Raw genomic sequence first — 23822 nt, 5'->3', positions numbered from 1 at the left:
CCAGTATTCATTTCACCCTCTTGGACGTATTATCTGTTCTCGAGGGAAAGCAATAGATCGTTCCAATTCTTCTCTCCGAAAGCTACAGCATACGGCCTTCAGCGAACGAATCAGGATAGTCGACATCCTCTAATTCAGCTTCGAACGATGCAACAACATCGGATAACACCTTCCGGATCTCATCATAGCGAGTCTCTCCTTGAAGATTGTAGGCCGGACCGTTCACGGCTAACGCACCAAGTGGATCCCCATTTGGCTCGTAAACTGGCATTGCGATTGCTGCGAGTCCTTCCACGTATTCGCCTTCTGAGTATGCCCAACCCCTATCGCGAATTGTTTCGATTTCGTCGTACAGCTCCTCGGGGTCGGTGATTGTCTGATTAGTTCGCTCTGGCAGTCCCCACCTTTCGATTATCGCCTCGATCTCCTCATCTGGAAGCGTACTAAGTACTGCTTTGCCTGCTGCGATACAATGGAGGTTATAGTACGTTCCTGTCCGCCAGTGCTTGTTAGATTGGTCGACGCTCTTCTCCTGATAGGGATTATTTGGGTCGTACGAGAGATGGACCGTCATGGCCCGACCATCATTCTCAACAACAAAGTCCACCTCTTCGTCTGTCCGCTCTGCTAGTTCATCGACTTTTCTGGCCGCTATTCGATAGCCTGGCTTCCGAGCTCTTGCGTACTCGCCCCGGTTCGCAAACTTCAGGCCAATCTGGTATCGATCACCCTCTTTAACGAGATAGCCACGTGAATTTAGTGTCGCAAGATGCTTGTAAGCTGTACTTTTCGAGATATCAAACTCTGCCGCGATCTCCCCGATAGTCGCACCTCCCTGTTCCTGTACCTCACGGACGATATCGAGTGATCGTTCGGTTGTTTCTATCGTCTCCGCCGTTTTTTTCGGTTGCATAGTTCATCACATGGGAGTATATGACATAGTTGTTTCGCTCATCGAAATAGATTGTCTCAGCCACTCACTCATGAGGGGTTTTATAGAAAATTTTCAGCCAGTTTAGGTATTTCGAGGAGCGAAATACCCCCTGAAGGGGAATATCAGAGACGCAATAAGGAGCACAAAGAGCCCAGTATACGGTGAGATTGTCGAAAAAGAACCTAATTAGGTCTAAGTCGCCTCTGTTTCGTAGATGCGAATTGGCTTAAAGAACGAAAGGAAGAAACAGGTCACAGCAGCGCTGTGCGAACATAACTTCCTCTCTCGAAACGACTTCCCTCCCAGTAACTCAGATACCGCTCACAGGACTCTCTATGAAGGAGATCTCTATTGCGAGTTTCAGAGGAGAGGCGATCTCTACTACTAACTATACTTACGAATGATTTCGAGAGTCGAAACAAGATCCATGGCAACACCTAACAATCGATTGGGCCATAGAAATTTGTAAAATTATCACAATGACTGATATGGGGAGTCGTATTCACTGTATTTCGTATATCGAAATATAGTTCAATATCATAACTATCGTTCGGGTTTCTTTTTAAAAGAGAAGAGAAACACGTGAGACTACAGATTACGGAAATACGACTGTAAAGACCAGTACGTCATGACGCAGGCGACCTTATGGGCCTATTGAATGGGGCAGGGACGATTACATGAATAGGGCCGTAAAATGGTGCTGAAGAGAGGTTATAGGAACAGAATACAATCTGATTTACTCAACAGAAACTGATCTAAAGAGTAAATAATTTCATAGGTGTTCGTTTCTTCTGACGAAATCGAATAAGAGATCCTTCTCCTACCTATATCGATACCACCCACAGAAACGCCAGTTGTATGAGGTGTATGTCTACGGTTTTAGCTCATCAATCAATATCGTAGCCCCACTCTCTCAGAGTCGACGCGACCTCGTCCAAATTTTCCAGGCCAACTAGGAGGGCCGCCTCGCGAAGGTCTGCTTTCTTCACTGATTCCCCAAGACGTTGCTCAACGCCCGCTTTTGCCTCTCGCTGTTCGTCCAGTGTCGACGATTGAAGATGGAGCTGGACCGTCTTCTCGCGGCCGTCAGTAATGCTGTTTCGCTGGTAGATCCAAGGCAAACCGTCAGAGCTTGGCCTTTCCTTCTCGTCGTTCGAATTATCGGTACCTGAGGGTTGATCATTACCGGCATCGGTGTTGTTCTCAGTGGTTTCAGTTTGTAACCCGTCCCCGTCGTCCCCCTCGTCATTATCGTCATCGCTCCCAAAGGGAGAGTCCGATGCCGCACCATCCTTGAACCCCGTCATGCTGGGCCCTTCAGTTCGAGCGCGCCCGGTTCTGGCGGGTGCGGTGCGTCAAGACCGACCTGTTCCTCAAGACTGCGGGCCAGTCGGTCAAGCTGAGCCAGCGTTTCCACCTCGTAGTCGCGACGCCGTGAACGATGTTCGTGGACATACTCGAACGCCGAACACTGCTGCTTCCAACAGCCTTCCATCAGCGACGTCCGGTCGCCGATCGTCGCCGGTGTCGTGTGGTCAAGATTTTCGACCATCTCTCGCTGGTCGCGAGTATCCTTGAACCCGTTCGGAACGGCCGCCAGAACCCCGACATCGATCCCCAGCTGGTCAGCGAAGTTCGTCGCGAGATTCGCTAACCCCTCCACCGACGCCTTCCCCTTCGCCGACGGCTCGACGGGGATCACGAGATTTCGCGTTGCGTAGATCGCATTGTAGAGGTGGTCGCTCTCAGTCGCAGGTGGGTCACAGATGAGGACATCGTACTTGTCCGCGACGTTAGCCTCGTCGAGAACGCGGTGGAGCTGCGCGTAGATGTTGTACGCATCGCCCAGTTGCTCAGCCTTGTCCTGCTCGCGGCTGAGGTGTCCCGAGAGGTCCGACAGCATGTTGTGCTCGGGAACGATGTCGACGTCTTCCGTCGTCCGAATGAGGTCCTCGAACGGGCCTTTTGGAGCGTCGATCAGATGCCGGACGAGGTTGTCGGCATTGCCGTCGGCACGGTCGTCGTCGACGCCGAACAACCGTGAGAGGTCTCCATCCTGCGGGTCAAGCGGGACGACCAGAACGTCGAGTCCGGCACGAGCGTGCGCGACGGCGAGGTTCGCGGCGAGCGTCGACTTCCCGACGCCGCCCGCCTCGGAATATACCGTGTATGAGAGCATACTCCCCTATGTGAGCTCCGTGGATATGAAAGTTTGTCAGACAAGGTTCCCTAGAGAGACAGACAACATACATACGTGAGTAACATACCCATGTTAGATCCCTAACTAAGATTCCCAAGACATAGATCTAAGATTCTGTTCTAAGACACTATCCAACGATATCGAATGAATAGCAGCCTGCCACCTGAGGACGCCAGCGCCGGCGATGACGAATCGTGCTGTCGGAACGTGTCGAACGAGTACTCAATCCGATATCGACAAGAGAACCGACTGCGACGTGACCCAGTCCCAAGTCGGCGAACCCGCGAGCGCTAGACGCGAAGACTGGGGCGACCAGCGGATCCACCGTTGAAGAGAGGTGGCGCCGCGACTCACGTCAAGCAGTCCAGTCGGAGACAGGAAACTCGTCGAACCGCTTGTCGTTCGAGTCCGGAAGCACGTACTGCTCCCACTCGTGGACATCCGGGTCGCCGTAGTCGCCGATGTCCGGGTGTCGAGGAACGTCGTCGTAGTCGGCCAGTCGCTCACGGATGATTTGGCGAGCGCGTTGCCCCGCCTCGGTGTCGCCCCCGAGCCCGTCGAACACCCACCTCGGCTGTACCGTGAGTTCGAGCCCGTGGGGAGTGTACCTGCTGTGACGCTGCTCGTAGGCCGGCACGCGGGCTACCACGAACATCGGTTCGCCGGCGTAACAGAACTCCCATCTTGTGTCGGTGGGGTCGCTCGGTATGTCCTCGGGCCACGGCTCCGGGTCGTGACGGTGGAGATACGTGAGAAGCTCCCACACCTCGTCTCGGTACTCCGCGACCGGGCGCTCTTCGTCCTGCGGTTCGAAGAAGATGGCCAGTGCGGTGATGTCGGCGATGTCCGGTGCTTCGTCGAGGTAGTTCGCGAGTCCGTCGGCGACCGTCTCCTTCCCGGCCTCCGTGGTCGCGGCGGGCGCGAACAGGTACCGGAGGTCGCCGTCTTGATGGGCGTCGACCGCGAAGTAGCAGGGAAACGGCATCTCCTCATCGGTCATCGTCTCGTGAAACGCGCGGTAACGTCGGGTCTTCCACTCCGCGAGTCCGTCGTCGATGGCGGACTCGATCTGAGATTTCGTCTGGAGACCACTCACAACCGTACTAGAGTAGCGACTGAATTAAACTCGCTGCCCGTCGAACCGGCCGCGAGGGCGATGGCTTACGGCCGGTCGTCGTGGACGGAAGCAAGGTCAACCGCGGTTCCGTTGGGGGTTCGCAGGTCGATGGGGGTAAGCGTAGTTCCGCTGGCAACGCCCTTCGCCGAACACGCCGCGACCGCGACTATCGCATCCTGCTCTGCTCGGAATGTCACCGCGTCGCCAGCCTCGGCGGGACTCTCGCGCACGTCGAAATACACTTGATCAGTGACCGTCGAGTGCTGGAAGAGGTTCATCGTATCGGGTACCGACGCGTCGAGGCCGTAGGCGTCGAGCGCCAGCGCGAGATTCTCCCGACAGCCACCGGGTTCGTTCTGATACCCCTCGCCGGTCGGACGATCGGTGAGCATCCAGCCGGTGCAGGGGCCGAACATGATGTCGTGGACGCCGCAGTCGTCTTCGGTGATGGTAAGCAGCTCCTCGCCAGCCGTCGTGTAGAGCGCATCTCCGGTCGAGATGCGGAGTTTGCCGTTGCAGTCGCGGGTGTACGACTGGGCGAACGCTTCCGCGGGGTCGTCGCGGACGAACGCCACGAGGTCGGCGACCTGTCGCGCTTCTGGCGTGACGACCTCAAACGTCTCCCCGGCGTCGACCGCGAACGCACTCCCGCTCTTCGGTGGGATTCGATGGGTCTCCACGAGTGGGCCGACGGTCGCTTGAGTGAAAAATCACCGCCCGGCGGTCACGGTTGACACGGTCTATATTGCAGGTCTTAACAGCAACAAGAGTCAGGGAAACAAATACGCGATTGACACGACGATCTCGTCAACGCCTACCTCGAGTTCAACCTTCTTCGGGGCGCATCTCGAAGATTGGGCTGGAGATACAGCGCGACGTGGTCAACGAGGAAGCAGAGGCCGACGAGCGCGACGAGTTCGCCGAGAAGTCCGTCGGAGAGATACATCGCGCCGCCGTCGAGGATATAGACGAGGAGCCCCCACGATTGACAGCATCGTCTCGCCCACCTGCGTGCGGTACCACGGCGTTGGTTCAGGGTATTCGTCCATAGTCTGCTTCACTGGCGTTCACGGCTACTACTCATGCGGACACTTCCTGATACCACTCCTCGGAGAGAGGAACGATCTCGATCTCCACTTCGTCGCCCTCGGAATAGTCGGCGTCCTCGACGAACACCTTATACATGCCGTCCGGTTGGGAGCTAAGGTCCTGAAGCCAGTCTATGAAATTCTTGAATTTCGTCCACAGAGAGACAGGGCCCTCGCGAGTGTCGACGAGGACAATATCATGGCCGTCGATCGGTGTCCTGCCGATAACGTAGTTATCCGCTTTTTCCGCGCGGATGATTTGCTGTACTTCTCCCTCGATTCGGAAGGTTTCTCCTTGGTGTTTCATGTGTTGTATCCAGTGGTAGTCGGACTACTCGGTAGTATTGGACTCGTTCCTGTGTGCTGAGCACTCACCGTCCACGGGCGACCCTCTTCGAGGGCCTGCTGTTTCTTCTGCTGGAGTTCATCGTAGTGGGGGTTCTGGGTCGTCCCGCTCATCAGTCGTCACCTGCCAGCATCGACTCGTAGTAGTGCGACCCGAGGTGATACTCGAGCATGCTCGCGAGCCACTCGTCCCCACTGCGCCGGGCCGCCTCGATCGCCTCGGTGAGCGCTTCGTCCAGGTCGGCATCGGCCTCGCGGGCGCACTCCGACTGGCGGACTTCAGTGTCTGGGAGATCGACCTCGACGCGGTCGCCGTCGGCAGTGTCGGCGGTCATGCTTCGAGGGTTACCTCCGAATCGGGTGAGCGACACATCGCTTCGAGGTCCTCCGGAATTGGCGAGACGCCGGCGACCTTGTTTTCCACCAGTCGGTGAACTCCGACTTCGGCATTGGGTTTGGAAGTTACCAGTAGACGACGCGTTTCCACACGTGCCGCTCGTACTCCTCGCGCTCGTTCTCTGGCGTCGGGACGGTGAGGAACGTGCCCTCTCGTTTCCCGGTCGGACAAAGCGGTCACCGTTCGCCTGCTCGATAACGTGGATGTACTTGATCTGGCTCATGGTTTCGTCGTTTCCGTGAAGTTGGAGTGTTCACGTAGCTGGTCGATTTCGTCATGAGGCAGTCCACCTAGCTCGTAGGCGTCACGCGGCTGCTGTCGAACGCCGCCGTCTGGGATGCCGGTTGGATCCGTCGCAATGAGCGCAACCGACCCGTCCTCAGCGGCGGGGTACTCGTACTTCGTGACGGACGCGTAGCAACTCTTCAGCAGCGCCTTGACGTCCGCGGCCGGCGCTCCCTTGCGTGGGTGCGTCTCGACGATCCCCGTCGACGGCGGCGTCGCAAGCCCCTCCAGTATCGATATCTCGGCTCCCTCGCAGTCCATCACCAAGACATCGCACTCGGGCAGATCCGCCGGCGAGACGACGGTTGCACCAGCGCAGGAGCCATATACGTCGACCGCATCCCCGACGATCGCGTGGCGGACCTCGACACGCTCGCCAAGGCCCTGCATCTCCAAGGTCTCCCAGCCACGGCGAATCATCTCGCGGGAGCCCTCGAAGGCGACGACCAGCTCTGCTCCCGCGCGGAGCGCATACACCGTCGAGATGCCGCGGCCAAAGCCGATCAGACAGACTGTGTCGCCATCGTCGACCTCCGCCTCGATAGCGTCAAGGAGGCCCTGCTTGTACAGCGGGTGGACCTTTGTCGCGTCGAGCAGGCGCGCAGAGCGCGCCGGCACACCGGCGTAGACGCCGATCGTTCGCGGAAGGTGGTCACGGAGGATCGCGTTGTAGAGCCGTTTGAGCATACGTTAGGTCCCCCACGTGGCCCCACTTGGAGGCAAGCCCTCGGGCTGGGTCGCAGCGGTCGCGACGGACACCGATCATGCGTCGATTGTCCCAGTGATGTCGGACGCGACCTGGCGGCGTTCGACGACGACCTTGTCGCCGTCCTCCCACGGCGCGACATCGTCCCACTGATGGCCGAGCCACCGGAGGTGGGACTCAGAGCATTCGAGGCCATCGATCGTGAGCTGGTAGCCATGCTTCTCGACGGTGATGTAGCCCTCCTCGATGCCGTTGTCGACGGCCTCGACGATGGCTGTCAGATCGACATCTCGGCCGTAGCACTTCCGGAAGCGCCGGTGGATGTCCTCGATGCTTGCACCGCGACCCGAAGTGTTCGCCGGCGCGATCGCGAACAGCACGTCGGGGTAGATCGCGTCGGCTGACGGGGTAGCGAACGAATCCATCCGCTAGTCCTCCAGTAGGTGCGCGACGCGGTCCGTTCCCCACTGTTCGTTCGCGCGGATCTCCCGGCGGCCACGGGCCGTGAGCTCGTAGTAGTTCGTCCGACGGTCGCGATCGCCCTTGTCGATGAGGCCCTTGTCGACGAGCGTGTCGAGGTTCGGATACAGCCGCCCGTGGTGGATCTCCTGCTCGTAGTCGTCCTCCATTTCTGCCTTGATCGCTAGGCCGTGCGGCGAGCCGAGGTCGGCGACGACGTACAGCAGGTCCTTCTGGAAGCCCGTGAGATACTTCGTGATCGGGTCGCCGTTGGTTATCGTCGAGTCGGTCGCGGTCTCGGTCGCAGTCTCGTTGTTGGTTGCCATCGGTCGTGGTCTGGTTGGCAGTGACGGCGCCACCGTAGTTCGCGAGCGGTCAGGACCCGTCCGCGGACTTGAACCGCGTACCGCGCACCGTGCGACTGGCCGAAGCACACCTCTATCGACTTCTTTCGTCTGTCAACTCGTTCTGCAGTGCAAAGCGGATCGCCTCGCTCCGGTTCGGGTACTCGCCAGTTTCCACGGCCGCCTCGATTTCGTCAAGGAGTAACAGTGGGATACGGACCGTTGCGCGTTCGGTCGCCGGCGACGCTTCGAGACGGGAATGCTGGCGTGAGGCCATCAATGGGGTCCTCCTCCGAGCGCGAGCAACCAAGCGAGATTGTTTGCGACGATGAACAGCAAGAGAGACGTCGCAGTGCCGAGGGCGTACAGCCGCCCCATTCCGTCGACGAGGCGCCAGACAGCGCCGGCCGCGGCGATGTACAGCAGCTTCACAATGACCACACTGGAAGGGCCGAGGTAGTGGACGAGCGTCGCGACGACCAGGTTGAACTCCGTGAAGCCGTCCGAGAGCGCGACGACCGTCGTGACCGCATCAGTGACGGCAAGTGCCACAAGGCCCGTCCAGAGCATGAACTCGACCTTCGCATAGGCGTCGTCGAGGGCAATCCCCTGTGACGGAGCGGTCGTACTGCTCATCGGGTATCACCGTCCTCGAGGTGGAGGTCCAAAATCCGGCGCTGGGAGCGAAGACGTGCGCCCCACGGGACGATCGAGCCGCCGCGCTCGTGGATTGGCCGCGTGGCTCGGAGCGTCTCGTCCGCGTCGACGCGGAACCGGATCGCGCGCTGGCCGGTGATGGTCGCGTAGACGGCCACGTAGTGGTGGTTCCAGACACGGCCGGTATCGTCGACGTCGCCGAATTTGTGGAGTTCGACGAGGTACACGCGTTCTTGGTGCTTGTAGAGCGACTTCTGCTCCGTGTCGGGGAGATCCGTCGGGACGCGGGCGTTCAGGTGGACAGTGCCGCTCGTCGACGCGGCGCTGGTGTGGGTGCTCATCGCGGCACCTCCTGTCCGGCGACCATCCAGGCCCACGTTGCCGACCCGAGAACGCCGGTCGCCGCAACGGCCGTGCTGAACGCACCGTGTTCCTCGATCCCAACAAGGGCGATCGTCAGCGCTGCGAGCACGACGATCGCGACCGTCTGGTCACGCATCGTCGGCACCTCCGGCATGAGAAGTGCCCGGTTGTAATGATCGGCCAATTCTGTTAAATTCAGGGCAGAGATTAGAGCAATGTACTCCCTTATCCGACTGGAGGCCCTGAATATAGATGCGACTACCGGATATTTGGCCCAACCACAATCCGGTAGTTCGCATCCATTCAGTACCCTTACCGCGATCAGTCCCTATGCCGCGTAATCGGACGAATTTGGATATCCCCTGAGTGTTAGCTGACCGAGCCTCCCCCTTATCCGGCTGGACTCCATGGATGAATCTGTGGGAGTGTACACCGGGGTTGGGACGGTGATACAACTCCCACACTGATTTCGGGAAGACACTTCGTTCAGTACCGCTACTGCACTTATCGATCCCACCGTCAGTGACGAGCTTTGCTTGGTCGCTGTCGGTCTGGGGAATGATTCCGCGTTCGTCGGCGTCTTCTGCAAGTTCCTCGAAACCGGAGAGGGGCCCCGGTTTCGTGCCGCCGCGGCTTCGAAGTAGTCGATGTACCCGTAGTCCGGATCAGCAGGGACCCAGAACTCGGTCGTCCACGCAGCGTAGAGAGCACGCTCTACGGCGAACCGTTCCAGTGCGCTCGTAGACTGCTCACTCATCGCCATCACCGTCCTCCAGCACCTGCTCGAACTCGCGGCGGGCATCGAAGATGCGGCTGGTCAACGGGTCGGCGTTCGAGATCTCGACCTTGCGCTCTTCGCCGACGCGGTCGATCGTGTTGAGGATGAACCCGCGGGCGTACGCGGTGAGATCGTCGTTGTCAGCCACCGCCTGGCGGACGGCCGCCAGCGGTGAGCACGCCTCCTGAGCGCTCGTCTCTGGGCCACCCGTGCGCTCGATGGTGAAGCCGAGTTCCTGGGCGGCGACGGCGGCTGCTTCGGCGGACACCTCGACGGTTGCCTCGTCCGTGTCATCGTGGAAGATCGCCGGCGAAACGCTGCCGTTGCCCTTCGCGTCCGTCATCGTTCGTACCTCCGGTCGCGACGATGAGCGCTGTCGGTTGTCCAAGCCTCGACTCCGTCCTCGTCGACCCGGACGTACGAGGTCGCCGTCGGCCAGCGTGACTCGGCGGCCATCAGTCGGCCACCTCCTCCGAGCCCGTACCGGTCAACCAACTGTCGCCGATCGACAGCTCGTCGCCATCGGTCTCGAACAGCGGGTCGTGTTCGAGCGCGATCGGTTCGGCGTGGAAGCGGTCGAGAAGCGTGTCGAACGTCGTCGGGTCGACTGTCCCGCGTTTTTCCTTGTGGATCGCATGCGCTTCGAGGAGACCGTCTCGGTCGGCGGGGCCGTAGCGGACGATCCAAGAGCGGTAGTCACCATCCTCGACGTCGACGAACTGGATGCCGACGCGGCCTTCCGTGGCGGTGAGCATCCGCGCCCAGTCGGTGTAGGTGAGGTGCTGCTCGTGCAGGGTGCCGTCGACGTACGCGAGGATCGCCGAGACGTGTTCCCGGGGGTCGGCGTTCTTGAGCTCGCGGACGACGGTTTCGCGGGCCATCTATGTGTCACCTCCCGTCCGGGTAGGGTGGCCGGCCTGAACGCGCGCTTCGAAGTCTTCGTGGGCGGCCGCGCCGCGGTAGATATCGGTCTGTGTCGTGCACTCGGGGCAGGCGTGAACGTCGTCCTCGTTGTCTCCGAGTACGCGCGCGAACTGTTCGGTGACGTGGGCGCCGCAGTTCAGATAGGACGGCATCTACGCGAGCACCCCCGCAGACGCTTCCAGTGCTACGTCGGGAACTTCGACCGGTACCTCGTCGGCGAGGCAGACGTCGATCTTCTTCCCGCGGTAGAGACGAGTTTCGAGTACCTCGTCCGCGATGCCGATTGGTCCCCAGTCGGAGCGGATGGGGCTGTTGAACGTCGTCTTCGACGAAGCCCGTCTCGGTGAGGAAGATGTACTCCGTCTTCTGGGCGTGCTTGACGGCCAGGCAGAAAAGCCCGAGCCCGAGTTCAAGCGGCCGCCGCAGGTCTTGGGGTTCGACTCCTCGTCATCCTATGGAGGAGATCGAGGGAATCGTCCTCGCCGGCCGGTCGTTCGAACCGATTTACGGCCGAGTTGTCGTAGAAGACGGTCGTTTCACAGCCGTCGAGGAAACACCCGAGCGTGAAGGTACTTCGAGCTGTATCATCCTGCCGGCGTTCGTAAACGCGCACACCCACGTCGGTGACTCAGTCGCCAAGGAGGCCGCCGTCGGACTGGGCTTGGAAAAGGCGGTGGTGCCGCCGAACAGCCTGAAACACCGGCGACTGGCGGCTGCGGACCGCGAGACGATGGTCGACGAGATGCACTGTACACTCCGTTTCATGGAACGAACCGGCACCGCAGGATTTCTGGACTTCCGGGAATTCGGTGTCGAGGGCAGCCGAGCGCTACGCGAGGCCGCCGAGGGCCTTGACATCGAGCCCTTCGTGTTCGGGAGCGATGACTCTGCAGTTCTGGACGTTGCTGATGGGTTCGGTGCCAGTGGTGCGACCGACGACGACTTCGCTGCCCGACGGGCGACCACCAGAGAACGCGGGGTTCCTTTCGCTATCCACGCCGGCGAGCCGGACGCCACCGATATCCATCCGGCTCTGGATTTGGAGCCAGATCTACTGGTACATATGGTCCACGCCGAAGCCAATCACCTTGAACGAGTCGCCGACCAGGGAATTCCTATCGGTCTGTCCCCGCGCAAACCGTGTCCTCGGGGTTGGTCGGCCCCCCATCGAGACCCTGCTTGAGTACACCGATGTCGCGCTCGGGACGGATAACGTGATGCTGAACGTGCCGTCGATATTACGGGAGATGGAATATACCGCGAAGACGTTCGACCTTCCCTCGCGAATGGTGCTCCGCATGGCCACGACCGCAGGAGCCGGGGCAGTCGACCTCGATTGTGGTGTCATCGAACCAGATCGACGGGCCGCGTTTTTGGTGCTTGACGGCGACTTGGACAACCTCTCAGCTACCGCTGACCCGGTCGATGCGGTGGTCCGGCGGGCGACAGCGCTTGATATTCAGCGCGTTATCTGCTGAACAGGAAACTGGACCCGTCCTTACTCTCCATCCAGTGTGAGTGCCGCATACGCGCACTGTATTCAGCACGACACTGTGTACATCAATCCGAACTGGTAGAAACACGCTAGTACATTCGCAAGGCTACTAAACAGGTTATTCACCGCGAGTCCATTCTCAATGAGCTTGCAGAGAAGATCAAGCTGGTGTCTGACTCTCAGCACAGAATCGGATAGAGTAAGAGTGCTCTATCGGCAACTAATCATCTCCAGCTTGATAGGGAGAACTGGTATATACAGAGGATCTATCGAACACGTCTGTCAGCAAAATTTCCAATCCCTGTCAATAAGGTCGGGGTGAATACAGAGGATAGATGGGGCGAACAAGAGCGTAACATTACGGAAGGAGATCCACTATTAGACACTCTCGCATAGTCGCAATTGATTCAACCGACACACCCGTGTTTCTTCGATGTGTGTCCCCAAGCCTCACTCAGCGAAAAGTGCGAGAACCTCTACGAACAGGTCGGGCTTGATACGTCGTATCTTGTTTTGATGACGATGTCCGGTGTGCTTGCTGGCGTGGCTCTCCTAACCAACTCGATTCCAATCCTCATCGGCGCAATGGTCATTGCCCCGGCATTGACGCCATTGGAACTCGTTTCCGCTGGCATTGCTGCCAACCGGTTGAAGCGAGCCGGATACGGGGGCTTGGTCGCGTTCGGCGGTCTTTTGGCTGCGACTGCTGGGGCGATGGTAACGACGGTAATACTGAACATGACAGGAGTTCTCCCACCTGCGGAGAACCTCATCGAGAAACCACTACTTGAGGAACGCATTACTGCCGGCTGGTACAGCGTCCTTGCCGCTGCCGCGGCAGGTATCGCGGCGGGGATAGCGACCGACGAAGAACGGACAGACACGCTGGTCGGCGTCGTCGCTGCCCTCGCACTCGTCCCGGCCGCAGCTGCTGGGGGAATAACATTACTGTCACGAGCGCCTGCTCAGGCCAGTGGCGGCCTACTCTTACTCGTCGTAAATGCAGGCATGGTCGTGATAACTGGGACGCTAACACTCTGGCTCCATACTCGTGGCGAGAGTAAAGCACACACAGGCTAATAGGCATGCAACGTACCTATCGCCTGTTTCGCTCGTCCATGCCAAATCGAACGTACTTCTATCCTAATTCATCCTATGTATTGAAGGATTCCAGTAGCAAGCTTTGGGCCATATCTTGCGAGATACGCGCACTGTATTCAGCACGACACTGTGTACATCAATCCGAACTAGTAGAAACACGGTGGTACATTCGCAACTCTCATACTCAGTTAATTCTCGATATTAGAGACTGAAAGAAGGAGGCGATTCATATAGGGCGAGTATTGCTCATCGGATCGGTGTCGAATCGCTAAGTACAACCCCTAATTAGAGTGCCATTCTTGTCTTACTGTTTGAGCGATTGGTTGAAGTCGGCACCGTCACGACCCTCATGGACGCGGCGATGGCAATTGGGACACAGTGCAATGACGTTTTCAGGAGAATCAGCACCGCCGTCACTTCGTCGTGTTAGATGATGCACTTCGAGGTATGGATCACCGTTCTTAGCAATGAATGGTGCATCTACACCACAACCTTGACAGACTCCGTTCGCCATTCGAAGAGCATACTCACGGACATATTGTGACCGAGGATAGGATCGGCCACTACCTGATCCACCTGACGAAGCCCCACTGGATGATGACGGTGTGCTCTGCTTAGCTTTCTCGTAAAGCTCTTCGTCTGAAAGTGAACTCGGCGTCTCTCCCTCAATCTTCGTTCCACCGACAGGTGCTAATCGGAACCGGAACGCGTCGCGGTCTTTACCATTCTCATCGGGAAGTGTATCCGTCTTATGCGAGATATATTCATACTCACCAAGATACGTCACCATCCACGGCATATCCGTGTCCTCGAATAAGTGCAAAGCTTCTCCGTTCTCCTTGTGGTCACGGATCGCCTCGTTCCCGTCGTCCATCGTCATGTCCCCCTCCGTTCCCTCACCGGTATAGAGGAATGAATCGTCGTCGAGGAAAACATCCTCGTAACCGTAGACACTGCCCGAGTCTCCGGTGAACAACAATACCAACGGCAATTCACTTGGTGTAGCAATTCCCTTGTAGCGCTCCCCTTTCAACACATCGTGGAGGAACCATCGATTGTACTGTTCACCGACCTCGAACTCTCCCCCCTCAATATCAATCCAGTACTTGTTGTTCTCTTCCGTAACGAGGTCCAACGACTTCAACCAATCAAGGTGCCCAGTAACGACTCCCTCCGGCAATTCGTAATCTGGGAACGCTTCTTGGAGGTTGTGTTGAATCGCTTCAAGTGACCGCTTTCCAGCAGCGATGGATCTCACGATCTCCCTGAACCCATCTACACCTTTCTCTAACCCCGCGTACATTACAAGCGGTTCTTGGCGACTCCAGTATATCTCGCCTTTATTCGTGCACTCTACGTTGTCCTCTATGACTTCGAGTAGATCAATGGAGTCGAGGAATGCTATATTCCGCCGTACTGTGGATCCTTCCCCAGCCGTGGTGTTCTCCAATATCCATTCCTTGAGGTCGTCCTCGGTTGGGTCGTGCTCTGAGACGTACTGCAGTGTCACATGAAGGTTCTCGAGTCGTTGGCCTACCCCGCCAAAGAATCGTTCTGTCGTCATTCGAGTCTCGTCGCTCATGTTGTCACCTTTCTTTCACTCAGTCCCTATATACTTTGTACAGGTTCCTTCACGGTGTACTGGATACGGGTGCGAACTAAGCAGAGCTACAAAACAGCAATAACATCTCTTGTACATCGAACAGAAGACAGTCTAATGAGATATACATTCGTCAAAAGTCCTGATGCCGATTGTGGGTGGAGTCAGTCGGCACCAGAGATGCCCCGGATTGTGGGCTGAAGTTGGCGACACCCTGATTACAGCGATGTAAGATACTGCAATAGGCTGTCACCTGTCGAAAGTGCATTTCTCGTGTACTTAATAGTGTAGTAACAGGTAAACCCTGAAATCAGCGAAAGAATTCGTTGAGTATCAGTGGGACACAAGGTACTTTTCACGACCACTCAAACCCAGCGATCAATGGCCCCCGCTGATCCGCCCTCCAGACAGTCGGATCTATCGTTGCCTCAATCGTCTTGTTCACCTTCGTCGCAGCATCGATCGACGCGTCGTGCAGCCCTCGCGACCATCGGGACCGCAGCAACGAGTACCCTCCCTGGCTGTAACGCTCTGACCAACAACACGGACCCAGCACCGTTTCACGACGGCAACTGGTACTCCTACGGCAACAGCCCGACGAACACGAATCGCGTCAACGGTGGTGTTCCCAAATCCGACGAGCACGACGTCTTTTTCCCGAGTAGATGGACGTACGTACCGCCTGTCGTCCACGAGGGCGTCGCGTACTTCGCGACGGACAAACAGGTCGTAGCGGTCATGACCGACGGCACTGAGCGGTGGTCACGACGCCTCGATACTGAAGTCTCTGGAACACCAGCCCTCGATCCGGACCGAAGTCGTCTCTACGTCCCCACGCGAGTCGTGGGGACGAGTGATACACCCGAGCCGACACCCGCGTCGGTGACAGTCCTGTCGCTCGCTGACGGCGACGTGGTCGACACATGGCGTGTGGGTGACGGCCGAACGTACGGTGTCACCGTGGCCGCAGGCGATGTGTACGCCCGCAGTGCGACTGCATGCGTCAGGCTCACTTCCGACGGCACTGAACGCTGGCGGCAGCCCCTTGACCCGCTCAGCTACGATGCGTACAACCTCGGCGACTCCACCGCGACGCAGGTCGCACCTGCCGTCGCCGACCACGGCGTGTACGTCCCAGACCGGGACGCGCTCGTAAAACTCGCTCTGAATACGGGGGAAGAGCAGTGGCGCGTCGCCGTCGATACACCGTACGCCGCTTCGGTCGTCGACGACGACCTCGTTATCCAGACGGGCTGGCAAGAGACCGTCGCAGTCGAACGGACAGGTGCTATCCGCTGGCGACGCGATCTTCACAGTCGAGCGGCCGCCGCGGTCGCCGACGGTGTGGTCTACGTCGTCGCTGGTGACCTCCACGAAATCGGCGCTGGGACCGGCGAGACGAACTGGCAGGCTCATCTCCCGAGTGAGGGAACGGCCGCGCCCGACGTGACTGACCAAGATGTACTCGTTACCAGTGGCGATGTCCGCGCATTCCGCAGGGAGGCTGGTGGCGGCATCCTCAGTCCAGAGCGCGAACGCTGGCATCTGGGAGGTCCGGGGCGGAGACGAGCACTTCGTCTACTCAAAGGTCATGTGCTGGGTCGCCCTTGACCGCGGGATCACCATCGCAACCGAGTCCGACCGCGACGCACCAGTCGAGACCTGGCGAGGGACGCGCGAGGAGATCCGGTCAGAGGTCCTGGAGAAGAGCTACGACGAGGACCTGGGCGCGTTCGTCCAGTCCTACGGGTCCGACACGCTCGACGCGACGGGGCTCCTGTTGCCGATCGTCGGCTTCCTCCCGTTCGACGATGAGCGAGTACAGGGAACGATCGAGGCCACCGAGGACCGACTCGTCCACGACGAGGTGCTCGTCCATCGCTACGACGGCGACGACGGACTGCCGGGATCGGAGGGAGCGTTCGTCCTGTGTTCATGCTGGCTGATCGACGTCCTCGCGCTCAGCGGGCGCGTCGACGACGCCCGAGAGCGCTTAGAGGCGCTGGCCGACTACGTAAATTCACTCGATCTTGTGGCCGAAGAACTCGACCCGGAGACCGGTGCGTACCTCGGGAACTACCCGCAGGCCTTCAGTCACATCGGGCTCATCAACAGCGCCCTGTACGTCGGCTACGCTCGAGGGCGAGACTCGTCGGGGCCGCCTCCGATGGGTGTTCGGGTCGGCGATCCGATCCTTCCCGAACGGGAGTGATTACTGTCTAGCCGCGGCGGGCGATGTTTTCCGCCAGAAACTCGCCCTTGGCCTCGCCCGGGACACACGCTTCGGGCGGATCGTAGTAGACGAGAAAGCCGCCTAGCGCCAGCAGCCCGATCCCCAACCCGGCCTTCAGGAGTTACGGGTCGACGAAGTGCGCCGCGAACGCTCCCGCGACGACCGCCGGGACTGCACCAAGTAGGAGCCGTTTCGCCGTCGCCTAGTCGAGGAGCTGTAACTAGACCAGTGTGACTCCCGAGCTAATACACCCTGTGAACATATGCGGTTATCCCAACCGTTACTTCTCAGTGAGGAACGCTTCGAGGTGGTCGCAGTAGGCTTCCGGCCGGTCCTCGGTCACCCAGTGACCCGCGTCGTCGAGTGCGATGACTTCTCCACCGATGTCCTCGGCCAGTCTGTCGCCGTCCTCCACGGGTTGCTCCGTGTCTTCTCCTCCCCACAGACAAAGCAAGTCGGCATCGATTGTCTCGTAGTCGATTTCTGTCGTGTGGTTTGTGTTCGTCGCGACGGCGGCGCGAGCGAACGCGCGTTGACCGTCCTCTCGGACCCACGGTTCAATCATCCCGTCAACCCACTCTGATTCCGGTTCGGCCCGTTCGAGCCCATCGATAAACGCACTGTCGAGACGCTCGCGGAACGTGTCGGTATCCATCTCGATCGTACGCGGGAGGCCAAGCGAGGTGATGTACTCGACCGGCCAGGAGCCGTATGCCGTCGCGTTCGAGAGGACCAGTTTGTCGACCCGGCCGTCCGTGTGGGCGGCGTACCGAAGGGCGACGCCACCTCCGATGTCGTGACCGACGACGTGGAACTCGTCGAGACCCAGTTGGTCCACGAGATCGGCGATGGCCTGCTCTTGTGCTCGGATCGAGCGGTCGAAGGTATCCCGCCGGTCGCTGTTGCCGTAACCGACGAGATCCGGGACGATCGTCCGGTACTCACCCGCCAACGGGGGTGCAATCTGTCGCCAGAGGAACGACCACGTCGGAATACCGTGCAGAAATAGGATAGGTGCTCCCTCGCCCGCGTCGCGGTACGTGAGCGACAAGTCGTGGTCGTCGACGGTGACCGTTGTCTCCGTCTGGTCCTCGGACCACGTTTGGTGGTTCATATGCTACCCATCGGCCGCGATCCGGATAGAGTACCGGTATCGATAATATTTCGAACGGCGTTGAATCCATTCTAAAGAGGGCTCAGCTTCTCCTGTCATTGCTCCGTTTCGAGCTGGTTTACTATCCCCCGGCGTCAAGTTCGTAGAGCTGCTGGACGGTGCTATGGTGGTAGCTGGGACGGTATCAGGCGAGGAGGTACTCGGCGAGCTGCTCCCGGTACGCCTCGGGCCGGTCTTCCATGACCCAGTGGGTTGCGTCGTCAAGGCCGACCAGCTCGGCGCCGTCGATGTCGTCTTCGAGCCGTTCGGCCCACTCGACGTTCTGGAACTCGTCGTCGGCGCCCCACAGCAGCAGCGTCTCGGCAGTCACCTCGCTCGGGTCGATCTCCGTCGTGTGACTCGTGTTGGTCCCGGCCGCGTTCCGCACCAGCGACGTGATGCCCTCTTCGGAGTTCCACGGCGTCTTCATCCCCTCGAGGAACTCCTCGTTGGCCTCGCCGGACAGCGTCTGTCGGAACAGGCCGTCCAGCATCTCCTGGAGGTCCTCGACGTCGTTCTCCCGGGCGGTCTCTGGGAGACCGAGTTCGGTTACGGTATCGATCGGCCAGGAATCGTAGGCCACCGAGTTCGACAGCACGAGCTTCTCGACGGCGTCCGGATGGTGGACGGCGTAGCGGAGCAGGACGCCGCCGCCCAGGTCGTGTCCGACCAGGGAGAGCCGGTCGATACCGAGGTGCTCAAGGAGCCCCTCGATCGCCTCCTCCTGGGCCCGCAGCGAGCGGTCGAACCCGTCGTACATCGAGGAGTTGCCGTACCCGATCATGTCGGGGACGATGACGCGCCGTTCCTCGGCGATCGGTCCGATTACGTCCCGCCAGAGGTACGAGTTCGTCGGGATCCCGTGGAGGAAGAGGACGGGGTCGCCGGACCCCTCGTCGTGGTACGCGACCTCTATCTCGTTGCCGTCGACCGATACCGTCGCGCGGTTCTGTGTTTGCGTCCATTCGTCGTAGCTTGTCATGGTCGTAGATCACCGAATTCGTCGCGGGGGCTGAGTCGAAACAACGGACAGGCCACCCCAGCTCCTCCCAGCCGCCCGACTCCGATGTTCACCCGCCGGACGGATACCGGTAATTGCGAATTGGTTGCATATTCACATTCACTGTCGGTCTCCCGATGAAAATCGCATCGTCTCGGTCGACTCCTTCGGAAATACGGAGCTGAGAAGGGCTTCAGGAATTACCCCTCGTCCGTCAGGGCCTGGTCGCCGAGTTGGACGGCCATCGGCGCAGGCTCAGCTATCTCGCGGTCCTCCGCGAATCCAACGTTGCCGACGCGGTCGGATGTGACCGATCGACAGCGCATTATCGATTAGGGGAAACTCGTTGATGCCGAACGCGTCGAGTCCGAACAAATGGAGAACGCGAAGGTGTGGAGTATAGAAGAGTAGAAGAACAATTGGAGTTCTCAGAGGGACTTTCGCTCGACAAATTTGAAATCTTCTCCATTACATCTCGGACAGGAATCATGGCTTTTTGGCTCAGGTGTTGTACCTCTCTTCGTAAAGAGAACGAAACCACATGAAATGCACTCGATATATTCACTCATTATGATTATGGAATATTTTAGGGGAACTTCATTCTTCCCGATGTGATTTAACAGTAGTGTCTGATTCTATGTACATAAAATTAGCTCACCCACAGTAATATGATCAATTTCCACAATAGACTAGTATCTGAATCTACTTACCGTGTAAGTTTCAACTTGATAAGAGTTTAAGTAACCGAGCAGTGGATAAGGGGTTATGGCTGTTAAAGAGATGACGGTTACATGTGATTGTTCCCCCGTTCATAAAAGGAAATTCGACCCAAAACGGGATGATCCGGTTGTAGAAATTGTAGATGCCTTAGCTAAAGTCGAAGGGACTGATCCATTAGATCTCCCCCCACTCTATGACAGTGTCGATATTGAGGCTGTTGAAGACCTGTTTGGTAAAAAAGGAGGGCGCAGAGAGGGGAGACAGATAGTGAGTTTCAGTATTAGCAAATGGAATGTATTCATTCGTGGGGATGGTTCATGCCTGATCTGTGATGCAAATGAGTCGAATACCGCTATGCCTCCATTTGAAAAAGAGATTTCTGACTAACTACTTGGTTTCAATTATTGTATTTGATCATCTATGTTCAGTGACAGTAGATTCTATGGGCTAGATACAGGTAAAGAAGAGATATTCTTCCTAACCTAGTCGGTTCTCCGTAAGCCGCAAGTTCCCGTCCTTCCGGGGTTCGTAGATCTCGCCTTTCGACTTCAGTTTCTGGATCTCGTGGTCAGCCTTGTTCTTGTCGAGACCGTGTTCCTCTGCTGCACGTTTGAGGACCTTGTTGATCGGTGCGCCATACTCGGCCTCCGCCCCGATCTCGGTAATGAGGCTCCCAATCGTTTTTCTGATGTCCTGTGACGACTTGCTCGCTCCAGTCTCTACGATGTCGGCTCGAACTCGCCGGTTTCAAGGTCGATTCCGACCTGTGTCATCGACTTCATCACGAGCGCCTTCGCGCGCTCGCCTCCGCCAGTCGGAGCATCCCCTCCAGCTTCCGGAACGGACCGTGTAAGAGCACATCTTCCGCTGGATCCCCATTTGTTACCGGTCGCAATGCGTTCTCGAGGACGGTGAGTTCCTCCTCTCGACAGACGAGATTGGGCACGTGGTCCCGATCAAAAACCTCCGGATTAGTGATCATGTCATCTCGCCACTACTGCCCGGTGGCGTTAATAGGTACACCAAGCCCCGTGAAAGTAGAAATCGATGTACCGAACGTTGATAGGATACGGGAGACTCCCCGTGCAACGAGTGAACAGAGAAGACCACACACCCCTCGCAACGAGTGAAAAACGTACGTCTGAGGCTCATCAGACATCGAAAAGCAATCCACGGACACCCCAGGCAACGATTGAAAATCCGGAGCCCACACACCCCCGACAACGAGTGAAAACGGAAACACGTCCAGCGACCAAATTCACGCGTGAGAGGAGTCAACTGAACGGGACGGCAACGTTCATCGGGACAACCCGAGCTGCCACTTACTTCGCGTTATAATATAGCTAGGTGTACAAGCAATACATACATACACAATAGCTAGTGAGAACACCGCTACAGCAGACTACAGCTGAAATCGAAGTTATTGCTGCGCGGCTTTATGTGCGGGATATTTCTCTGAACAGTGATTGTGGCGACACCTATTCGGTTTTCACTCGGTGCCAGGGGTGTGTGTCACCACCGTCTTTACTGCTATAACGACCGTAGCACCGCTCACACTCGTCTGACGAACGTTTTCACTCGGTATCGGGTCCCGTATATTTATACTCCCCCGACGAGACGAGTTAGCCATGCCCGATCGTGATCTCTCGGAGTTCTCCGACGACGATTTGTTCGCGACGGGGGATATCTTCGCCCGCCGCGAACTCCTCCGCGTTGGTCACGTCCCTGATCGAGACCGGATCGTCGGCCGCGACAAGGAACTCAAAAGCGTCGGCCAGGCACTCGGTCCCGCAACGGACGGTGGCCCACCATCGAACGTCGTTATCTACGGGAAAACCGGGACCGGGAAGAGCCTCGTCGCGAGACACGTCACGCAACGCGCCAGCCAGATTGCCGCCCAGAACGACGTCGCCTTCTCTCACGTCTACATTGACTGCTCCGATGCCGACACGGAGACACGCGTCGCACGCGAGATAACGACACAGCTCGCCGAAGAAACCGACGGCGCACCCGACATCCCACAGCAGGGGATCGGGGCGAACGAGTACTACCGCTATCTCTGGGACTTACTCGAGTCTCGCGATACCTGCATCATCCTGCTCGACGAGATCGACATCCTCCGCGACGAGGAGGTCCTGATGCAACTCTCGCGTGCAGAGGAAACGGGGAAGACGGACTGCTACCTCGGCGTCATCTCCATCAGTAACAAGATCGAGTTCCGTGACCGCCTGAGCGAACGAATCGACTCTAGCCTCCAGGACGAGGACATCATCTTCCAGCCCTACGACGCCGGCCAACTCCGCACGATCCTCGAAAATCGTCGCGACGCGTTCAAGGAGGGCGTTCTTGAGGACGCCGTAATTCCGAAGGTTGCAGCGTTGGCTGCTCGTGAGCACGGCGACGCCCGCAAAGCGATCAACATCCTCCAGAAAGCTGGCGAGCTCGCCGAACGGGAGAACGACGACCGCGTGACTGAGGACCACGTTGAGCGTGGCCAGCAGAAAGCCGAGGTACAGCGGTTCCAGGAACTCGTCTCTGGGTCGACGCCACACGTCAAGTATCTCCTTCGAGCGTTGGCACAACTGACCGAGAACCGGCAGGGCGACGCCTTCGCGACCGGCGAGATCTACAGCGTCTATCGCGATATCGCCGCGAACGCTGGGAGTGATCCACTGAGCCAGGACCGCGTCTACCGGCTACTCAAAGAGCAGTCGTTCCTCGGTGTGACGGAATCACGCCATACTGGGGGCGGTAAGAGCGAAGGAAGCTATCTCAAACACCGATTGATGCGAGGGACCGACATCGTTCTACAGGCGCTCGGCGAGGCGTAGTCTCCCACAGAATCCTTCACTACGAACCCTTATCGCGAGAAGCACTTAAAGCCGAGGCTGAGAAACTTCTCGCGATCTGTAAAGGTAGTCTGTTCGTTCCACTATCGGCTGAATGAAACGAATGGCAAAAGCAGGGGATCAGTAGCAGGGGGATCGAAGCAAAAATATAATATAGTTTACATGAATACTTGATTGGGTGTATCTGCCGATGAACGCCGATAAAGCAGCGTAGATACGGAATACAGGCTATCAGAAAATACCTTATTTATAATATACATAGATGGTAATAAGTGACTGGATACCGTGATCTAGAGTAGACTGACGCCGGTAGTTTGTCCGGGAGAAAGTCCCAGGCCGCTGTTCCAGCAGCGACCCGTTTGGTCTGGCAACGACCATGAGTACCTCACAGAGCACACGTAAAAAGTCCACCGACAGAATCGCTAGCAGGCGCTTCGATGTCCCTCAGTCATGGCTTGACGCCGGTCGCGACGCCGTCCCCGACGCGGACGAACTGCTGTTTACGCCTGACAGGGCGTGTCTCGAACGCTACGAGCATGTCCTCCCTGAGTCCGGGAACTCCGTCAACGTTGCCGAGTCCGCAGCGATCTACGTTCGCTACCGAAACGATGAGACCGGCGCGTCCGTGGAACGTCGGTACGAGGCGGCGCTTCGCCAGCGCGGCGACCGCGTAACAGCGCTCCCGAAGTATCTCCACGACGGCTCGCCGGCGCTGTTCCAGTCGGGTCTCGCTATTCCACGATCGAAAGTGGAGTTTTGAGTTCGTAGCGGATGTCAGCGTTACTTCTTAAACCATATCCGCTGATATTAACGAAACAATTGACTGCTGGCTATGGATCATACCTCGGTTGAGATCCAACTCCCCTTCGACGGCGATGCCGAACCACTTCTGGAAGAGACCCGGCGTACTGGTGACCGCCGCGACCGAGCGTTCTGGAAAGCGACGAAGCCGCCTGAGCTGCCGCTCACGGCGACCGCGACGCTCACGACGGCCGGGGGAGGGCCCGACGCTTGGAGCTGACTCAGTCGCGCTCTGAACGCCCGCGGACGAGGTGATCCCGTGGGGCGAGACCG

At 58.2% G+C, this 23822-nt stretch carries 27 protein-coding genes and 2 pseudogenes; 8 read left to right on the top strand and 21 right to left on the bottom strand.

The window, feature by feature from the left end:
- Positions 1–82 precede the first annotated feature (82 nt).
- From D8670_RS18220 to D8670_RS18200, 5 genes are all read right to left on the bottom strand, one after another.
- Positions 83–913, bottom strand: a complete 831-nt coding sequence (locus tag D8670_RS18220; RefSeq protein WP_121819538.1) for an IclR family transcriptional regulator — start codon at positions 911–913, stop codon at positions 83–85.
- Positions 914–1821: 908 nt separating this feature from the next.
- Positions 1822–2241: a DUF7970 domain-containing protein gene (locus D8670_RS18215; protein WP_121819537.1), complete on the bottom strand. Its 420-nt coding sequence runs from the start codon at positions 2239–2241 to the stop codon at positions 1822–1824.
- Entirely contained in the window at positions 2238–3113 is an 876-nt protein-coding gene (locus D8670_RS18210) for a ParA family protein (RefSeq protein ID WP_121819536.1), read from the bottom strand. The genes D8670_RS18215 and D8670_RS18210 overlap by 4 nt, the downstream gene beginning before the upstream one ends.
- A 376-nt stretch (positions 3114–3489) precedes the next feature.
- On the bottom strand, positions 3490–4230 hold the full coding sequence (locus D8670_RS18205; protein WP_233752273.1) for a YqcI/YcgG family protein: 741 nt from the start codon (positions 4228–4230) through the stop codon (positions 3490–3492).
- Positions 4231–4295: 65 nt separating this feature from the next.
- Positions 4296–4931 (bottom strand): DUF1989 domain-containing protein, encoded by a 636-nt coding sequence (locus D8670_RS18200; RefSeq protein ID WP_121819535.1) that lies wholly within the window; start codon positions 4929–4931, stop codon positions 4296–4298.
- A 197-nt stretch (positions 4932–5128) separates the two neighbouring features.
- Here D8670_RS18200 and D8670_RS21170 point away from each other — a divergent pair, with 197 nt between their 5' ends.
- Entirely contained in the window at positions 5129–5302 is a 174-nt protein-coding gene (locus D8670_RS21170; protein WP_162994339.1) for a hypothetical protein, read from the top strand.
- Between the two features lie 29 nt (positions 5303–5331).
- On the opposite strand, the gene D8670_RS18195 is transcribed toward D8670_RS21170, so the two are convergent.
- The 12 genes from D8670_RS18195 to D8670_RS21940 form a co-directional block, all read right to left on the bottom strand.
- Complete coding sequence (locus tag D8670_RS18195) at positions 5332–5646, bottom strand: hypothetical protein (RefSeq protein ID WP_121819534.1); 315 nt, start codon at positions 5644–5646, stop codon at positions 5332–5334.
- Between the two features lie 151 nt (positions 5647–5797).
- A complete protein-coding gene (locus D8670_RS18190) occupies positions 5798–6019 on the bottom strand; it encodes a hypothetical protein (RefSeq protein ID WP_121819533.1) in 222 nt (73 codons plus the stop codon).
- 281 nt (positions 6020–6300) lie between these two features.
- Positions 6301–7053 (bottom strand): SAM-dependent methyltransferase, encoded by a 753-nt coding sequence (locus tag D8670_RS18185; RefSeq protein WP_121819532.1) that lies wholly within the window; start codon positions 7051–7053, stop codon positions 6301–6303.
- A 75-nt stretch (positions 7054–7128) separates the two neighbouring features.
- Positions 7129–7497 carry a hypothetical protein gene (locus D8670_RS18180; protein ID WP_121819531.1) on the bottom strand — a complete coding sequence of 123 codons (369 nt, stop codon included), beginning with the start codon at positions 7495–7497 and terminating at the stop codon, positions 7129–7131.
- A 3-nt stretch (positions 7498–7500) separates the two neighbouring features.
- On the bottom strand, positions 7501–7857 hold the full coding sequence (locus tag D8670_RS18175) for a PadR family transcriptional regulator (protein WP_121819530.1): 357 nt from the start codon (positions 7855–7857) through the stop codon (positions 7501–7503).
- A 112-nt stretch (positions 7858–7969) separates the two neighbouring features.
- Positions 7970–8152, bottom strand: a complete 183-nt coding sequence (locus D8670_RS21580) for a ribbon-helix-helix domain-containing protein (RefSeq protein ID WP_121819529.1) — start codon at positions 8150–8152, stop codon at positions 7970–7972.
- Entirely contained in the window at positions 8152–8511 is a 360-nt protein-coding gene (locus D8670_RS18165; protein WP_121819528.1) for a DUF5658 family protein, read from the bottom strand. Before D8670_RS18165 ends, D8670_RS21580 begins: the two co-directional genes overlap by 1 nt.
- Positions 8508–8873, bottom strand: a complete 366-nt coding sequence (locus D8670_RS18160; RefSeq protein ID WP_121819527.1) for a hypothetical protein — start codon at positions 8871–8873, stop codon at positions 8508–8510. Before D8670_RS18160 ends, D8670_RS18165 begins: the two co-directional genes overlap by 4 nt.
- Positions 8870–9031 (bottom strand): hypothetical protein, encoded by a 162-nt coding sequence (locus D8670_RS18155; protein WP_162994357.1) that lies wholly within the window; start codon positions 9029–9031, stop codon positions 8870–8872. Before D8670_RS18155 ends, D8670_RS18160 begins: the two co-directional genes overlap by 4 nt.
- 613 nt (positions 9032–9644) lie before the next feature.
- A complete protein-coding gene (locus tag D8670_RS18150; protein ID WP_121819525.1) occupies positions 9645–10016 on the bottom strand; it encodes a hypothetical protein in 372 nt (123 codons plus the stop codon).
- A gap of 112 nt (positions 10017–10128) precedes the next feature.
- Positions 10129–10554: a hypothetical protein gene (locus D8670_RS18145; RefSeq protein WP_121819524.1), complete on the bottom strand. Its 426-nt coding sequence runs from the start codon at positions 10552–10554 to the stop codon at positions 10129–10131.
- Positions 10555–10749, bottom strand: coding sequence for a DUF7563 family protein (locus D8670_RS21940; protein ID WP_121819523.1), 195 nt, complete (start codon positions 10747–10749; stop codon positions 10555–10557). It abuts the gene before it with no gap.
- A 302-nt stretch (positions 10750–11051) separates the two neighbouring features.
- Between D8670_RS21940 and D8670_RS18135 the strand changes: the two are divergent.
- Together D8670_RS18135 and D8670_RS18130 are read left to right on the top strand one after the other, a co-directional pair.
- Positions 11052–12075, top strand: a pseudogene (locus tag D8670_RS18135) (amidohydrolase family protein).
- A gap of 452 nt (positions 12076–12527) precedes the next feature.
- The gene (locus D8670_RS18130; protein ID WP_121819522.1) at positions 12528–13172 is read left to right on the top strand and encodes a DUF389 domain-containing protein; all 645 of its coding nucleotides are present in this window, start codon (positions 12528–12530) and stop codon (positions 13170–13172) included.
- A gap of 325 nt (positions 13173–13497) precedes the next feature.
- Here the strand turns inward: D8670_RS18130 and D8670_RS18125 are convergent, their stop codons facing one another.
- On the bottom strand, positions 13498–14775 hold the full coding sequence (locus D8670_RS18125; RefSeq protein WP_121819521.1) for an HNH endonuclease: 1278 nt from the start codon (positions 14773–14775) through the stop codon (positions 13498–13500).
- 399 nt (positions 14776–15174) lie between these two features.
- On the opposite strand from D8670_RS18125, the gene D8670_RS18120 reads away from it, so the two are divergent.
- Positions 15175–16404 (top strand): outer membrane protein assembly factor BamB family protein, encoded by a 1230-nt coding sequence (locus tag D8670_RS18120; protein WP_121819520.1) that lies wholly within the window; start codon positions 15175–15177, stop codon positions 16402–16404.
- Positions 16328–17005 (top strand): annotated as a pseudogene (locus D8670_RS18115) (glycoside hydrolase family 15 protein); the annotation flags it as partial. The gene D8670_RS18120 and the pseudogene D8670_RS18115, both read left to right, overlap by 77 nt.
- Positions 17006–17306: 301 nt before the next feature.
- On the opposite strand, the gene D8670_RS18110 reads toward D8670_RS18115, so the two are convergent.
- Positions 17307–18140 carry an alpha/beta fold hydrolase gene (locus D8670_RS18110; RefSeq protein ID WP_121819518.1) on the bottom strand — a complete coding sequence of 278 codons (834 nt, stop codon included), beginning with the start codon at positions 18138–18140 and terminating at the stop codon, positions 17307–17309.
- A gap of 184 nt (positions 18141–18324) precedes the next feature.
- On the bottom strand, positions 18325–19161 hold the full coding sequence (locus D8670_RS18105; protein ID WP_121819517.1) for an alpha/beta fold hydrolase: 837 nt from the start codon (positions 19159–19161) through the stop codon (positions 18325–18327).
- 783 nt (positions 19162–19944) lie between these two features.
- Here D8670_RS18105 and D8670_RS21165 point away from each other — a divergent pair.
- Positions 19945–20286, top strand: a complete 342-nt coding sequence (locus tag D8670_RS21165; RefSeq protein ID WP_162994356.1) for a HalOD1 output domain-containing protein — start codon at positions 19945–19947, stop codon at positions 20284–20286.
- Positions 20287–20376: 90 nt separating this feature from the next.
- Here the strand turns inward: D8670_RS21165 and D8670_RS21875 are convergent, their stop codons facing one another.
- A complete protein-coding gene (locus D8670_RS21875; protein WP_375137284.1) occupies positions 20377–20526 on the bottom strand; it encodes a hypothetical protein in 150 nt (49 codons plus the stop codon).
- 1001 nt (positions 20527–21527) lie between these two features.
- Here D8670_RS21875 and D8670_RS18100 point away from each other — a divergent pair.
- Complete coding sequence (locus tag D8670_RS18100; protein WP_121819516.1) at positions 21528–22730, top strand: orc1/cdc6 family replication initiation protein; 1203 nt, start codon at positions 21528–21530, stop codon at positions 22728–22730.
- A gap of 394 nt (positions 22731–23124) precedes the next feature.
- Entirely contained in the window at positions 23125–23508 is a 384-nt protein-coding gene (locus D8670_RS18095) for a hypothetical protein (protein WP_121819515.1), read from the top strand.
- The last annotated feature ends 314 nt before the right edge of the window (positions 23509–23822 follow it).

The organism is Halostella limicola (genome assembly GCF_003675875.1).
GTDB classification, from domain to species: domain Archaea; phylum Halobacteriota; class Halobacteria; order Halobacteriales; family Natronoarchaeaceae; genus Halostella; species Halostella limicola.
The sequence above is the reverse complement of the archived record's forward strand: the minus strand, read 5'-3'. Positions and strand labels throughout refer to the sequence as shown.